Origin of the sequence: Corynebacterium sp. L4757, from assembly GCF_043673995.1 — a bacterium.
Lineage (GTDB): Bacteria > Actinomycetota > Actinomycetes > Mycobacteriales > Mycobacteriaceae > Corynebacterium.
Window position 1 is genome coordinate 116,564 of record NZ_JBIMEN010000002.1, and the last position, 15,581, is coordinate 132,144.

At 55.7% G+C, this 15,581-nt stretch carries 9 protein-coding genes and 1 riboswitch; all 9 genes read left to right on the plus strand.

Annotated elements, in window-relative coordinates:
- The first annotated feature begins 270 nt into the window (after positions 1-270).
- The 9 genes from ACG98I_RS02975 (at position 271) to fusA (ending at position 15,259) form a co-directional block, all read left to right on the plus strand.
- Positions 271-3,768 (plus strand): DNA-directed RNA polymerase subunit beta, encoded by a 3,498-nt coding sequence (locus tag ACG98I_RS02975; RefSeq protein ID WP_394718821.1) that lies wholly within the window; start codon positions 271-273, stop codon positions 3,766-3,768.
- Between the two features lie 129 nt (positions 3,769-3,897).
- On the plus strand, positions 3,898-7,893 hold the full coding sequence (locus ACG98I_RS02980; RefSeq protein WP_394718259.1) for a DNA-directed RNA polymerase subunit beta': 3,996 nt from the start codon (positions 3,898-3,900) through the stop codon (positions 7,891-7,893).
- Between the two features lie 113 nt (positions 7,894-8,006).
- A riboswitch (TPP riboswitch) is annotated at positions 8,007-8,125 on the plus strand.
- Positions 8,116-8,736, plus strand: coding sequence for an ECF transporter S component (locus ACG98I_RS02985; RefSeq protein WP_394718260.1), 621 nt, complete (start codon positions 8,116-8,118; stop codon positions 8,734-8,736). (Overlaps the previous riboswitch by 10 nt.)
- Positions 8,737-10,092 carry an ABC transporter ATP-binding protein gene (locus tag ACG98I_RS02990; RefSeq protein WP_394718262.1) on the plus strand — a complete coding sequence of 452 codons (1,356 nt, stop codon included), beginning with the start codon at positions 8,737-8,739 and terminating at the stop codon, positions 10,090-10,092.
- Positions 10,085-10,843: an energy-coupling factor transporter transmembrane component T family protein gene (locus ACG98I_RS02995; RefSeq protein ID WP_394718264.1), complete on the plus strand. Its 759-nt coding sequence runs from the start codon at positions 10,085-10,087 to the stop codon at positions 10,841-10,843. The genes ACG98I_RS02990 and ACG98I_RS02995 overlap by 8 nt, the downstream gene beginning before the upstream one ends.
- 125 nt (positions 10,844-10,968) lie before the next feature.
- Positions 10,969-11,688 carry an aminodeoxychorismate synthase gene (locus ACG98I_RS03000; RefSeq protein ID WP_394718265.1) on the plus strand — a complete coding sequence of 240 codons (720 nt, stop codon included), beginning with the start codon at positions 10,969-10,971 and terminating at the stop codon, positions 11,686-11,688.
- Between the two features lie 270 nt (positions 11,689-11,958).
- Entirely contained in the window at positions 11,959-12,330 is a 372-nt protein-coding gene (gene rpsL / locus ACG98I_RS03005; RefSeq protein WP_394718267.1) for a 30S ribosomal protein S12, read from the plus strand.
- A 6-nt stretch (positions 12,331-12,336) separates the two neighbouring features.
- A complete protein-coding gene (gene rpsG / locus ACG98I_RS03010) occupies positions 12,337-12,804 on the plus strand; it encodes a 30S ribosomal protein S7 (RefSeq protein WP_394718269.1) in 468 nt (155 codons plus the stop codon).
- 325 nt (positions 12,805-13,129) lie between these two features.
- Entirely contained in the window at positions 13,130-15,259 is a 2,130-nt protein-coding gene (gene fusA, locus ACG98I_RS03015; protein WP_394718271.1) for an elongation factor G, read from the plus strand.
- Positions 15,260-15,581 lie beyond the last annotated feature (322 nt).

Genomic DNA, 15,581 nt, shown 5'->3' on the forward strand with positions numbered 1-15,581 from the left:
GGTATGAGCTGCGCAGCACGGTAATAGTCCGTGTCGAATAAAAAAGTCAAGTCCGACTTTACATGGGGGCAAATTTGGACTAGGCTTGTTCGTTGCGCTGGAATCCGGATCTTCAGTGCGCATTTAGCCTTGACAAGTAGCGATGGTAAAGCTGATTTGACAGGGTGATTTTGTGCTATCTGACCCCGATTATTCCACAGCAGACCGAATGCTAAATCTACCAGCGGTTTTCGTTCCTCAAGGTGGTTCTTGAGTGGCGTTCCGCGTGAGGTGCTGGAAGGACCCATCTTGGCAGTCTCCCGCCAGACCAAGTCAGTGGCCAATATCCCTGGAGCCCCGAAGCGTTATTCGTTCGCGAAAATCAGCGAACCAATCGCGGTTCCGGGCCTCCTTGATCTACAACTTGAATCCTTTTCATGGCTCATCGGCACGCCTGAGTGGCGTGAACGTCAGCAGGAAGAGCGCGGCGCTGAAGCCCGCATTTCCTCTGGTCTAGAAGACATTCTGGAAGAGTTGTCCCCAATTCAGGACTACTCCGGCAACATGTCTTTGTCCTTGTCTGAGCCACGCTTTGAGCCGGTGAAGAACACCGTCGATGAGTGTAAAGAGAAAGACATTAACTACTCTGCACCGTTGTACGTAACGGCAGAGTTCATCAATAATGACACCCAGGAAATCAAGTCCCAGACTGTCTTCATTGGTGACTTCCCAATGATGACGGATGAGGGAACCTTCATTGTCAACGGCACCGAGCGTGTTGTTGTCTCCCAGCTGGTTCGTTCCCCTGGTGTCTACTTTGACCAGACTATTGATAAGTCCACGGAGCGCCCTTTGCACTCCGTGAAGGTCATCCCATCCCGCGGTGCGTGGCTGGAATTTGACGTGGACAAGCGCGACACCGTTGGTGTCCGTATCGACCGTAAGCGTCGTCAGCCTGTCACCGTATTGCTGAAGGCTCTCGGCTGGACCGAGCAGCAGATCCGCGACCGTTTCGGTTTCTCCGAGCTGATGATGTCAACTCTGGAGTCCGATGGCGTTGCCAACACCGACGAAGCTTTGCTGGAGATCTACCGCAAGCAGCGTCCAGGCGAGCAGCCAACCCGCGATCTTGCTCAGTCTTTGCTGGATAACTCCTTCTTCCGTGCAAAGCGTTATGACCTGGCTCGCGTGGGCCGTTACAAGGTCAACCGCAAGCTCGGCCTCGGCGGCGATCATGACGGTCTGATGACCCTGACCGAAGAAGATATCGCTGTCACCCTGGAATACCTCGTTCGCCTGCACACCGGTGAGCGTGAAATGAAGGCACCTAACGGTGACATCATTCCAGTAAGCACTGACGACATCGACCACTTTGGTAACCGTCGTCTGCGTACCGTTGGTGAGCTGATCCAGAACCAGGTTCGTGTTGGTCTCTCTCGCATGGAGCGTGTTGTGCGTGAGCGCATGACCACTCAGGACGCGGAGTCCATTACTCCTACCTCCTTGATCAACGTTCGCCCTGTTTCGGCAGCTATCCGTGAGTTCTTCGGAACTTCCCAGCTGTCGCAGTTTATGGACCAGAACAACTCGCTGTCGGGTCTGACCCACAAGCGTCGTCTGTCTGCGCTAGGCCCGGGTGGTCTGTCCCGTGAGCGCGCCGGCATTGAGGTCCGAGACGTTCACCCATCTCACTACGGCCGTATGTGCCCAATTGAGACTCCCGAAGGTCCAAACATTGGTCTGATCGGCTCTTTGGCTTCATATGCTCGCGTGAATGCGTTCGGCTTCATTGAGACCCCTTACCGCAAGGTTGAGAATGGCCAGGTTACTGACATTGTTCAGTACCTGACCGCGGACGAAGAAGACCGCTACTCCATTGCGCAGGCTGAAGTTGAGCAGGACGCTGATGGCAACATTATCGGCGACCGTATTGAGGTTCGCCTCAAGGACGGCGATATTGGCGTGACCGACGCTTCCGGCGTTGACTATGTTGACGTTTCACCACGTCAGATGGTTTCCGTTGGTACCGCAATGATTCCATTCTTGGAGCACGACGACGCTAACCGTGCGTTGATGGGTGCGAACATGCAGAAGCAGGCTGTTCCACTGGTCCGCGCTGAGGCACCTTATGTTGGTACCGGTATGGAGCTGCGCGCTGCATACGATGCCGGCGATGTTGTGATCACTCCGAAGGCTGGTGTGGTTGAAAACGTCAACGCTGATCTCATCACCATCATGGACGATGAGGGCATCCGCGATACTTACATCTTGCGTAAGTTTGAGCGCACCAACCAGGGCACCAACTACAACCAGACTCCATTGGTCTCCATGGGCCAGCGTGTTGAGGCTGGCCAGGTGCTTGCCGATGGCCCAGGTACCCACAACGGCGAAATGTCGCTGGGTCGTAACCTGCTCGTGGCATTCATGCCATGGGAAGGCCACAACTACGAGGATGCGATCATCCTGAACCAGCGCATTGTGGAAGAGGACATTTTGACCTCCATCCACATTGAGGAGCACGAGATTGATGCTCGTGACACCAAGTTGGGTGCAGAAGAGATCACTCGTGAGATTCCAAACGTGTCCGAAGATGTTCTTCGTGACTTGGATGACCGCGGCATCATTCGCATCGGTGCTGACGTGCGTCCAGGCGACATTCTGGTAGGTAAGGTCACTCCTAAGGGTGAGACCGAGCTGACCCCAGAAGAGCGTCTGCTGCGCGCCATCTTCGGTGAGAAGGCACGCGAGGTTCGTGATACCTCTATGAAGGTTCCTCACGGTGAGACCGGCAAGGTTATTGGCGTTGCTCGTTTCTCCCGCGATGACGATGATGATTTGGCACCTGGTGTCAATGAGATGATCCGTGTCTACGTTGCTCAGAAGCGTAAGATCCAGGACGGCGATAAGCTCGCTGGCCGCCACGGCAACAAGGGTGTTGTGGGTAAGGTTCTGCCTCCAGAGGACATGCCATTCATGTCGGACGGCACCCCAGTTGACGTCATCTTGAACACCCACGGTGTTCCACGTCGTATGAACATTGGTCAGGTTCTGGAGCTGCACTTGGGCTGGCTGGCACACACTGGCTGGACCGTTGACACCCAGGATCCTAAGAATGAGGAATTGCTGAAGACCCTGCCTGAGGAGCTTTATGACGTTCCTGCAGAGTCCTTGACCGCAACCCCTGTCTTTGACGGTGCTACCAACGAAGAGCTGACTCGTTTGCTGGCTTCTTCCAAGCCAAACCGTGACGGCGACGTCATGGTGAATGAGAACGGTAAGGCACAGCTTTTCGATGGCCGCTCGGGTGAGCCATACCAGTACCCAATCTCGGTTGGTTACATGTACATCCTGAAGCTGCACCACCTCATTGATGAGAAGATCCACGCACGTTCCACCGGTCCTTACTCCATGATTACCCAGCAGCCACTGGGTGGTAAGGCACAGTTCGGTGGCCAGCGCTTCGGTGAGATGGAGGTGTGGGCAATGCAGGCATACGGCGCTGCCTACACCCTGCAGGAGCTGCTGACCATTAAGTCCGATGACGTGGTTGGTCGTGTCAAGGTCTACGAGGCAATCGTGAAGGGCGACAATATCCCGGATCCAGGTATTCCTGAGTCCTTCAAGGTGTTGCTCAAGGAGCTACAGTCCCTGTGTCTGAACGTGGAAGTTCTTTCCGCAGACGGCACTCCAATGGAGCTTTCCGGCAGCGACGAAGATGATCTGGAATCCGGTTCTTCCATGGGCATTAACTTGTCCCGTGATGAGGGCTCTTCCGCAGACATCGCCTAATCGTGCACTTTTGGTCTTGAGCGTTCGCCACCACATATGGCGGCGAACGCTCAAGGCGCAGGAATTCGTTAAATAGACAAAATCCAATCAACTTCCTCCGTTTAAAGGAGGATGAAAGGGAGACGTTACGTGTTCGACGTAAATCTCTTCGATGAGCTTCGTATTGGACTGGCCACCGCCGACGACATCCGCCGTTGGTCTAAGGGCGAGGTTAAGAAGCCTGAGACCATCAACTACCGCACCCTGAAGCCAGAAAAGGACGGCCTTTTCTGTGAGCGTATCTTCGGCCCTACCCGTGACTGGGAGTGCCAGTGTGGCAAGTACAAGCGTGTCCGCTACAAGGGCATCATTTGTGAGCGTTGTGGCGTTGAGGTCACCAAGTCCAAGGTTCGTCGTGAGCGCATGGGCCACATTGAGCTCGCTGCTCCAGTAACCCACATCTGGTACTTCAAGGGCGTCCCATCCCGTTTGGGCTACCTGCTGGACCTGGCTCCAAAGGATTTGGAGCGCATCATCTACTTCGCAGCCAACATCATCACCTCCGTTGATGACGAGGCTCGCCACAATGACCTGTCTACTCTTGAGGGCGAAATGCTCTTGGAGAAGAAGGACGTTGAAGATGACGTTCAGGCTGAAATTGCTGAGCGCGCATCCAAGCTGGAAGATGACCTGGCTGCTCTTGAGGCAGAAGGCGCTAAGGCTGATGCTCGCCGCAAGGTTCAGAACGCTGCTGATAAGGAAATGCAGCACATCCGTGAACGTGGTGAGCGCGAAGTCGCACGCCTGGATGAAATCTGGAATACCTTCAACAAGCTTGCTCCAAAGCAGATGATCATCGATGAAACCATCTATGAAGAGCTTGTTGACCGCTACGAGGATTACTTCACCGGCGGCATGGGTGCAGAAGCTATCCAGACCCTGATCCGCAACTTCGACCTCGACGCCGAGGCAGAAGAGCTGCGCGATGTCATTAACAATGGCAAGGGCCAGAAGAAGATGCGTGCGCTGAAGCGTTTGAAGGTTGTTGCAGCCTTCCAGCGTTCCGGCAACGATCCAGCTGGCATGGTGCTTGACTCCATCCCAGTGATCCCACCAGAGCTGCGCCCAATGGTTCAGCTGGACGGTGGCCGCTTCGCTACCTCTGACTTGAACGACCTTTACCGTCGTGTCATCAACCGCAACAACCGCCTCAAGCGCATGATCGATCTCGGGGCACCTGAGATCATCGTGAACAATGAGAAGCGCATGCTGCAGGAATCTGTTGACGCGCTCTTCGACAACGGCCGTCGTGGCCGCCCAGTTTCCGGTCCTGGTAACAGACCACTGAAGTCCTTGAGTGACCTGCTCAAGGGTAAGCAGGGTCGTTTCCGTCAGAACCTGCTGGGTAAGCGTGTTGACTACTCCGGTCGTTCCGTTATTATCGTTGGTCCTCAGCTGAAGCTGCACGAGTGTGGCCTTCCAAAGCTGATGGCTCTCGAGCTCTTCAAGCCATTCGTGATGAAGCGCCTGGTTGAAAATGACTACGCGCAGAACATCAAGTCCGCTAAGCGCATGGTTGAGCGTCAGCGCCCTGAGGTGTGGGACGTTCTGGAAGAAGCAATTTCTGAGCACCCAGTTCTTCTGAACCGTGCACCAACCCTGCACCGCCTGGGTATTCAGGCATTCGAACCTAAGCTGGTTGAGGGTAAGGCTATTCAGCTGCACCCACTGGCTTGTGAAGCTTTCAACGCCGACTTCGACGGTGACCAGATGGCAGTTCACCTGCCACTGTCCGCTGAAGCCCAGGCTGAGGCTCGCGTTCTGATGCTGTCCTCCAACAACATCCTTTCCCCAGCGTCTGGTAAGCCACTGGCTATGCCACGTCTGGACATGGTGACCGGTCTGTACTTCCTCACCATGAACAAGCGCGAGGATGAAATTGGTGGCAACGGCCGCTACGCTCCTGCTGATGAGAACGGTCCTGCACAGGGCGTGTACTCCTCCTACGCAGAAGCAATTATGGCGTATGACCGTGGCGTATTGGGCCTGCAGGCTCCAATCAAGGTTCGTCTTGATCACCTGCGTCCAACTGAGGCTATTGAGGCAGCTCAATTCCCAGATGGCTGGACCAAGGGCGAGTCCTGGATGGCTGAGACCACCCTGGGCCGCATCATGTTCAACGAGCTCTTGCCATGGAACTACCCATACCTTGAGGGCGTCATGGTCCGTAAGGGCGGCTCCAAGGACATCGTTCTGCTCGGTGACGTCATCAATGACCTCGCTGTCAAGTACCCAATGATCACCGTTGCTCAGGTGCTGGACAAGATGAAGGATGCCGGTTTCTACTGGGCAACCCGTTCTTGTGTCACCATCACCATGCACGACGTTCTGGTTCTTCCAAATAAGACCGAGATGCTTGAGTCTTATGAGAAGGAAGCGGAGCGCATCGAGCGTAAGTTCTGGGAGCAGGGTGCACTGACCGAGCGCGAGCGCTACGACCGTCTGGTTGAGCTGTGGAAGGACGCAACCGATGCCGTGGGTAACGCGGTAGAGGCACTTTACCCTGATGACAACCCAATTCCGATGATCGTTAAGTCTGGTGCAGCAGGTAACATGCGTCAGATCTGGACCCTGGCCGGCATGAAGGGCATGGTTGTGAACTCCAAGGGTGACTACATCACCCGTCCGATTAAGACCTCCTTCCGTGAAGGTCTGTCGGTTCTGGAGTACTTCAACAACTCCCACGGTTCCCGTAAGGGTCTGGCGGATACCGCTCTGCGTACCGCTGACTCTGGCTACCTGACCCGTCGTCTGGTTGACGTTGCTCAGGACGTTATCGTCCGCGAGGATGACTGTGGCACCCGCCAGGGTGTGCGCGTCCCAATCAGTGAGGAAATCGCTGAGGGCACCTACGCTGTCCACGAGCTGTGGGAGACCTCAGCATCGGGCCGCGTTGTGGCAACCGACGTCAAGGACTCTGAAGGCAACGTCGTTGCTGAAGCAGGCGCTGACCTGACCGAAGAGCTCACCGATAAGCTGGTTGCTGCTGGTATTCCACAGGTTAAGGTTCGTTCCGTACTGACCTGTCAGACCCCAGCCGGCGTGTGTGCGAAGTGCTACGGCAAGTCCATGGCTTCTGGCCAGCTGGTCGATATCGGCGAGGCAGTCGGTATTGTTGCAGCTCAGTCCATTGGTGAGCCTGGTACCCAGCTGACAATGCGTACCTTCCACCAGGGTGGTGTCGGTGGCGATATTACCGGCGGTCTGCCTCGTGTTCAGGAGCTTTTCGAGGCTCGTAACCCGAAGAACCGCGCACCAATCGCTTCCGTCGATGGCACCATCTCCCTGTCCGATGAAGGTAACTTCTGGACTTTGACCATCACCCCAGATGATGGTTCGGACAACGTGGTCTACGAGAAGCTGTCGAAGCGTCAGGGCCTGGCTCAGGTACGTCGCCCGATGGAATCTAACCCGAATGCGATGATCGAGCGCTCCCTGCGCGACGGTGACCATGTCACCACCGGTCTTCGTTTGATGCGTGGCGCTGCTGACCCACATGACGTGCTCGAGGTTCTCGGTCGTCGTGGTGTGGAGAAGCACCTCATTGATGAGGTTCAGGCGGTTTACCGTACTCAGGGTGTGGCTATCCACGATAAGCACATCGAGATCATCATCCGTCAGATGCTGCGTCGCGGTACTGTTATCGATTCCGGTAACACCGACTTGCTGCCAGGTACCTTGGTTGACCTTTCTGAGGCACGCCAGGTCAACGCTGGTATGCAGGCAGAGGGCAAGGAACCAGCTCAGCTGCGTTCTGAGATTATGGGTATCACCAAGGCTTCCTTGGCTACCGAGTCTTGGCTCTCGGCCGCATCCTTCCAGGAGACCACCCGCGTGCTTACCGATGCCGCTATTAACAAACGCTCCGATAAGCTCATCGGTCTCAAGGAGAACGTCATCATCGGTAAGCTGATCCCAGCTGGTACTGGTATCTCCCGTTACCGCAACATCTCCGTTAAGCCGACCGAGGCTGCCCGCAATGCGGCATACTCGATTCCGACTTATGGCGATTCCATCTACGGCGATGACGGCTTCGGTGAGTTCACCGGCGCTTCCGTCCCACTGGATGAGGACTTCACCTTCTAAGGTGTAATCTCCCGACACAACACCCCGAATGCGGCGTCGATGTTCCTGGTCAATCAGGGCATCGACGCCGCATTCGTCTTTCTTACCGCCATCTGGTAACTGTTATAGGCACAACATTCATTTACGGGTGCTCGCAAGCAATGTGCGGGCTGAGAGCCATAGCGCAGGCGTTATGGAAACCGTCGAACTTGAACCGGATAATGCCGGCGAAAGGATAAAGAAATGGCTACTTTAGCTAACCCTGCCCAAGCTCAAGCGCGTCGAACGCTCCAGTGGCGGGTTGTGGACATCATCGTTGCTTCCATCTTGGCCGTGGCCTGTGGTCTGGTCTTCGTACTGTGGAACTCAGTCGGCTATGCGTGGTTCATGGCGATGGACGCGCTCACTCCAGGTCTCGGCGGCATGGCCACCGGCGTGTGGCTCATCGGTGGCGTCATCGGCGCACTCATCATCCGCAAGCCTGGCGCAGCACTATATGTGGAGACTCTTGCTGCTACGGTCTCGGCAGTCTTTGGTTCCCAATGGGGACCAGAAACGCTCTATTCAGGACTCGCTCAGGGCATCGGCGTTGAAATCGTCTTCGCTATCTTCCTGTACAAGCGCTTCAGTCTCTCCGTAGCAGTCCTCGGCGGTATCGGTGCCGCACTCGGTGCCTACGTACTGGAGCTATTCACTTCCGCCAACATTGCCAAGTCACTGGAGTTCAATCTCATCTACTTAACGTGCCTGGTCATCTCCGGCGCGCTTCTTGCTGGCGCCTTGGGCTTCTACGCCGTGAAAGCGCTGGCCAAGACTGGCGCCCTGGACCGCTTCGCTGTAGGACGTGAGCAGCGCGCTAACTAAATGCCACAGATTTACACGTCAGGGCTGACCTGGCAGCACGCCGGACGCACCCAGCCCGCAATTAATAACGTCTCTTTGAGCATCGAGCACGGGGAACGTATTTTGCTCGCCGGTGACTCAGGTTCGGGAAAATCCACCCTGCTCGCGGCTCTTGCCGGCGTACTCGGCGGCGATGATGAAGGCACGCTAGTAGGGGAGTTGCACATTGATGCATCCACCGTCGGACTTGTCCTCCAAGACCCTGATTCCCAGGTGATCGCCTCCCGCATTGGCGACGACGTCGCTTTTGGCTGCGAGAATTTGGGCCTTGAGCGCGATGAGATTTGGCGCCGCGTCCACGCAGCGCTTGAGATGGTTGGATTGAACTTAGATATCAACCATCCCACCGCCAGGCTTTCCGGTGGGCAGAAGCAACGCCTGGCACTCGCGGGAGTCATCGCCATGGGTGCTGAGGTCATCCTGCTTGATGAACCCACCGCCAACCTGGACCCCGAGGGCGCCGCCGATGTCATCGCCGCAGTAGCGCACACGGTTCAAGAAACCGGCGCAACTCTGATCGTTATCGAGCACAATTACTCCGAATGGGAATCAGTTCTTCACCGCGCGCTGGTCCTTGAGCACGGCGAGATTACCTACGATGGCGACATCGGACCTGCCATCGCCGCCCGCCGCGTCACGGGGTTACCGCAATCTCAGCCAGTGCCTGCCGATGCCCCCTCAGCCCTCTGGTCCACCGACCTCGTCTGCCGCTTTGGGCCACCGCGCACACTAGCAGTACCGGAAGGAGCTTCAACGGTTATTACCGGCGCAAACGGCTCCGGGAAGACCACCTGGTTGATGACCATGGCGGGGCTAATTCCACCGGTGTCCGGAGAGATTGGCTACGCAGCCAGTATTCACAAAGGTCTAGCCCCAAATCCACACAAATGGTCATCGGCACAGCTTGCGCACCGTATTGGCTATGTATTCCAAAACCCCGAACACCAATTCGTTGCCCGCAGCGTGATGGAGGAAATGCGCATCGGACCGAAGGTGATGGATGTGGATGTACCTGATGAGCGCATCGGTATGCTGCTGGAGCGTCTGCGGTTGAGCCATCTTGCTGATGCCAATCCTTTCACCCTCTCCGGCGGTGAAAAGCGCCGCCTTTCGGTAGCGACCGCCCTGGTCACCGCACCAAGTGTGGTTCTGCTGGATGAGCCCACTTTTGGCCAAGACCCGCAGACTTTCGCTGAGCTAGTCACCATGATTCGTGAACTCGTGGATAGCGGCGTCACGGTTGCCTCGATTACTCACGATGAGTTGTATATCGCAGCGCTTGCCGATGCCCACCTGCAGGTGAGTGCCCATGCCTAACCTATTGCGCGGCATGAATCCGCTTACCCGGATAGCAATAATATTGCTGATCACCACACCGCTGTTGCTCTCAGTGGACTGGGTGAGTGCCGCCGTATCTCTATCCATCACGCTGATTGGGGCGCCGCTGTGCGGCATGGGCCTGACGCGCCTGCTGAAGGTTTCTTGGCCTCTATTTATCATCGCGCCCATCTCCGGCATTTCCATGCTGCTTTATGCCCGCCCAAGCGGGGAGGAGTATTTCAGCTTCTGGCTAGCAACCATTACGGATAATTCCCTCCAGCTCGCGCTTGCGATGATGCTCCGAGTACTCGCCGTCGCGTTACCCGTTATTGTTCTCGCACGCGATATTGACCCCACGGAACTTGGCGATGCCCTTTCGCAAATCCTCAAGCTGCCTTCGCGCTTTGTTATTGGTGCAGTCGCCGGTGTGCGGATGCTCACGCTATTTCGCGATGACTGGCAAGCCATGGCTCAGTCCCGCCGTGCACGCGGCTTGGCAGATAGGGGAAAGATAGCGCATACCATCAGCATGTCTTTCGGTTTGCTGGTCCTTGCACTGCGACGCGGCGGGAAGCTTGCTACCGCGATGGAAGCCCGCGGATTCGGTTCCGCGCGAAAGCGCACCTGGGCGCGCACCTCCAAGCTGTGCCGCAAGGATTATGTGGTCATGCTGATTTCCGTGGTACTGGCAGCCATACCAGTAATCATCGCTGTTTCCACTGACTCGTGGCGATTCTTCGGTCTTTAAAGCGCAAGCGGAAAGCCATATTCGGCAACGGAAACAGCGAAAGTGGTAACGTCGAAGGGTAGATCAAGCCCCAGCGGCGCTGTTGCAACCCGAGCGGCACCGCCTGGCCTGGGAGAAATACACTGATGACTGAAGTTATAAGAACTTACCTTGACCCTGCGGCGGAAGACAGCGGCCTTGTACCAGGGGATGTACCTTCGGAAGTATTCACTGACACTGAAATCACCGTGGTACCCGGCATGGATAGTGCCGAGGATCCGGCGGAGACTGACACGTTAGAACAGGGACAATCACTCCTACGCGACAAAGTTATGGCGCTGGTGGCTGCACGCAAGAAGCCGATGAAACCAGTTACGGTGCTGTTGGATGGGCCGTCTGGCTCCGGCAAGACGTGGTTTGCGGCGCGGTTGTCGGAGTTTACCCAATGGCAAACGGTGCACCTGGATGAGTTTTACCCCGGCTGGCACGGTCTTGCCCAAGGCAGTGAGATGGTCGCGGACCAAGTATTACGCAAGATGAACCCCGGCTTTTGGCGCTGGGACTGGCACGCCAACGCACCTGCTGAGTGGTACAGCCTCGACGGCCGTGATGACCTGATTGTGGAGGGAGTGGGCGCGATATCACCGGAGAATATCCAGGCGGCATCGGCACGCGGCACAGTAATCACGGTGATGGTGACCGGCCCACGGACGGCCCGACGCACCCGCGCACTGGAGCGCGACGAAGGCTACGAAGACTGGTTTGAGACCTGGGAACGCCAGGAAGCCACGCATTTTGAGGAGCTATTCGATAAGGAAGTTTCACCGGACCTTGTGTGGGAGTGGCGATATCAGACCGAAGCATAAATGCTGCCCGTGACGCGTTTTGTTAAAACTGCACGGGCTTTGGTAGTGTTAGCCGAAGTTCGTTACATTTTGTGACGAAGAGTCTGATCCTTTTCTCAGTATTTATCGCCAGTCAGTTGTGACTCGGTGGGGAACAGGTATCTGGACACGCGGTAGGACCCCGGATAAGAGTCCTCATTTTTGCGTGTTTAGGCACCTGTTTCGCACCGAAGAGCTTGTGGCAGCTAAAGATGCTGAGGCTAAGAATTTTCTACGAAAGAAAGACTGATTATGCCAACTATTCAGCAGCTGGTCCGCAAGGGCCGCCATGATAAGCGCGCTAAGGTCGCTACCGCTGCGCTGAAGGGTTCCCCTCAGCGTCGTGGTGTTTGCACCCGCGTTTACACCACCACTCCTAAGAAGCCTAACTCCGCTCTGCGTAAGGTTGCTCGTGTGCGCCTGACCACCGGTATTGAGGTTTCCGCATACATCCCAGGCGAGGGCCACAACCTGCAGGAGCACTCCATGGTGCTCGTTCGCGGTGGTCGTGTGAAGGACCTTCCTGGTGTTCGCTACAAGATCGTCCGTGGCTCCTTGGATACCCAGGGTGTTAAGGACCGCAAGCAGGCTCGTTCCCGTTACGGCGCAAAGAAGGGACAGTAAACTAAAATGCGTAAGAATGCTGCTCCAAAGCGTCCTGTAGTCAAGGATCCAGTTTACAACTCTGAGCAGGTCACCCAGCTCGTAAACAAGATCCTGCAGGACGGCAAGAAGTCCACCGCAGAGCGTATCGTTTACGGCGCTCTGGAAATCTGCCGCGAGAAGACCGGCACCGATCCAGTAGGTACCCTGGAAAAGGCACTGGGCAACATCCGCCCTGACCTTGAGGTTCGTTCCCGCCGTGTTGGTGGCGCAACCTACCAGGTCCCAATCGAGGTTCGTCCAGGCCGTGCTAACACCTTGGCACTGCGTTGGATGGTTACCTTCACCCGTCAGCGTCGCGAGAACTCCATGATCGAGCGCTTGGCAAACGAGATCTTGGATGCATCCAACGGTCTTGGGGCTTCCGTTAAGCGTCGCGAAGACACCCACAAGATGGCTGAGGCAAACCGCGCCTTCGCTCACTACCGCTGGTAATTTGTGGCTAACTATGACCCGAGCACCACATTAACCAGCATGCGCCCTTAAAGGCACGCATGCTGGGAAAGAATAAATTAATAATGTGACTGCTCGGGTCATCGTTTTCTCTTGACCAAGAGTAAACACTTGCCGCAAACGCGCTGTTGAACTGGTCTATAGCAAGTCTTAAGATAAATTTCATCTCAAAATTCGCTTTCTGGGCTGCTAAGTAGCGTAAAGAGTGGCAAGATTGATCGAGAACTAATGTACGTAACTGCGTTTGGGCTTAAGCTTCCGTGAAGTTCGGCCCGGGCGTGACAACCAACGAGTTGGGGTATTAACCGTGGCACAAGAAGTGCTTAAGGATCTCAAGAAGGTCCGCAATATCGGCATCATGGCTCACATCGATGCTGGTAAGACCACCACGACCGAGCGTATTCTCTTCTACACCGGTATCAACCGCAAGGTAGGCGAGACCCACGACGGTGCTTCCACCACTGACTGGATGGAGCAGGAGAAGGAGCGCGGTATTACCATTACCTCCGCTGCTGTTACCTGTTTCTGGGAAGGCAACCAGATCAACATCATCGACACCCCGGGTCACGTTGACTTCACTGTCGAGGTTGAGCGTTCCCTGCGTGTCCTGGACGGCGCTATTGCTGTCTTCGATGGTAAGGAAGGCGTTGAGCCACAGTCCGAGCAGGTGTGGCGTCAGGCTGCGAAGTACGACGTTCCACGTATCTGCTTCGTGAACAAGATGGACAAGATGGGTGCAGACTTCTACTACACCGTCGGTACCATCGTTGACCGCCTGGGCGCTAAGCCATTGGTTATGCAGCTGCCTATCGGCGCTGAAGATGACTTCGATGGCGTTGTTGACTTGCTCGAGATGAAGGCCCTCATGTGGCCAGGCAAGACCGAAATCGGCACCGAGGCAACCGAGGCTGAGATTCCTGCTGACTTGGTCGACAAGGCTAATGAGTACCGCGAGAAGCTCGTTGAGGCTGTTGCTGAGTCCGACGAAGAGCTCATGGAGAAGTACTTCGGCGGCGAAGAGCTGACCATCGAAGAGCTCAAGGCTGGTATCCGCAAGATGGTTATCAACTCTGAGATCTACCCTGTTTACTGTGGTACCGCTTACCGCAACAAGGGCGTTCAGCCACTGCTCGACGCAGTTATTGACTTCCTGCCAAACCCACTGGACGTGGGCGAGGTTCACGGCCACGCTGTGGGCAATGAGGATGAGGAGCTTACCCGTAAGCCTTCCATCGACTCCCCATTCTCCGGTCTGGCGTTCAAGCTTGCTGCTCACCCATTCTTCGGTCAGCTCATCTTCGTTCGCGTCTACTCCGGTCGCGTACAGCCGGGTGATGAAGTTCAGAACACCACCAAGGGTAAGAAGGAGCGCATCGGTAAGCTGTTCCAGATGCACGCCAACAAGGAAAACCCTGTTGATGATGCAGTAGCTGGTAACATCTACGCTGTTATCGGCTTGAAGGACACCACCACTGGTGACACCCTGTCTGACCGCGCAAACCCAATCATCTTGGAGTCCATGGACTTCCCAGATCCAGTTATCAAGGTCTCCATCGAGCCTAAGACCAAGGCCGACCAGGAGAAGCTGGGTACCGCTATTCAGAAGCTTGCTGCTGAGGACCCAACCTTCACTGTTGAACTGGATGAAGAGTCCGGCCAGACCGTTATCGGCGGCATGGGCGAGCTGCACCTGGATGTTCTTGTTGACCGCATGAAGCGTGAGTACAAGGTCGAGGCAAACATTGGTAACCCACAGGTTGCTTACCGCGAGACCATCCGCAAGAACGTGGAGTCCCTGGACTACACCCACAAGAAGCAGACCGGTGGTTCTGGTCAGTTCGCAAAGGTTATCGTCTCCATCGAGCCTTATAACCCAGATCCAGCTGAGCTGGAAGAGGGCGAGTCCGCAACCTACAAGTTCGAGAATGCCGTTACCGGTGGCCGTATTCCAAAGGAATACATCCCATCCGTTGACGCCGGTATTCAGGACGCAATGCAGTACGGCTACCTCGCAGGCTTCCCACTGGTCAACATCAAGGCAACCCTGGAAGACGGCGCTTACCACGACGTTGACTCCTCGGAAATGGCCTTCAAGTTGGCTGGTTCCCAGGTTCTGAAGGAAGCTATCGCCAAGGCAAAGCCAGTTCTGCTGGAGCCTTTGATGGCAGTGGAAATCACCACTCCAGAAGAGTTCATGGGCGATGTTATTGGTGACGTTAACTCCCGTCGTGGCCAGGTCAACGCAATGGAAGACCGTGCTGGTGCCAAGTTGGTTAAGGCAAAGGTTCCACTGTCTGAGATGTTCGGCTACGTTGGCGACCTGCGTTCCCGTACCCAGGGCCGTGCGAACTACTCCATGGTCTTCGACTCCTACGCTGAGGTTCCTTCCTCCGTTGCTCAGGAGATTATCGAAGAGCGCACCGGCGGCTCCAAGTAATTCTCCCTTCGTTGTCTGAATAGAGGTCGGTGAGCGCACAAGCCAGTTGCGCTTACCGATGCCCCCAGGCAGCCCAGGTGGGTAGGGGTCACGCTGAACCAGCATGATGTTATCTACTGGTTGAGCTGGCCGTTACCCTCCTAGGATCCTAATGATTCCTGTCGAGGACTAACGTCCGCACAAATCTTCCGCGGCGTCTTTTCATACCGCCTTTAGCTGGTTTGAAAAATCCGTGGCATAAATCTAGGATCGTGTAACTGGCACGAAAAGAAAGAGTCATTTGCACCAAGACATATCTCTTGGGATATTCTTAGTGCAGTGA

What these genes read in the sequence shown, in the direction of transcription:
- ACG98I_RS02985 (WP_394718260.1), top strand. Translation starts at nt 8,116, where the DNA reads ATGGCTACTTTAGCTAACCCTGCCCAAGCTCAAGCGCGTCGAACGCTC.
- ACG98I_RS02990 (WP_394718262.1), top strand. Translation starts at nt 8,737, where the DNA reads ATGCCACAGATTTACACGTCAGGGCTGACCTGGCAGCACGCCGGACGC.
- ACG98I_RS02995 (WP_394718264.1), top strand. Translation starts at nt 10,085, where the DNA reads ATGCCTAACCTATTGCGCGGCATGAATCCGCTTACCCGGATAGCAATA.
- ACG98I_RS03000 (WP_394718265.1), top strand. Translation starts at nt 10,969, where the DNA reads ATGACTGAAGTTATAAGAACTTACCTTGACCCTGCGGCGGAAGACAGC.
- rpsL (WP_394718267.1), top strand. Translation starts at nt 11,959, where the DNA reads ATGCCAACTATTCAGCAGCTGGTCCGCAAGGGCCGCCATGATAAGCGC.
- rpsG (WP_394718269.1), top strand. Translation starts at nt 12,337, where the DNA reads ATGCGTAAGAATGCTGCTCCAAAGCGTCCTGTAGTCAAGGATCCAGTT.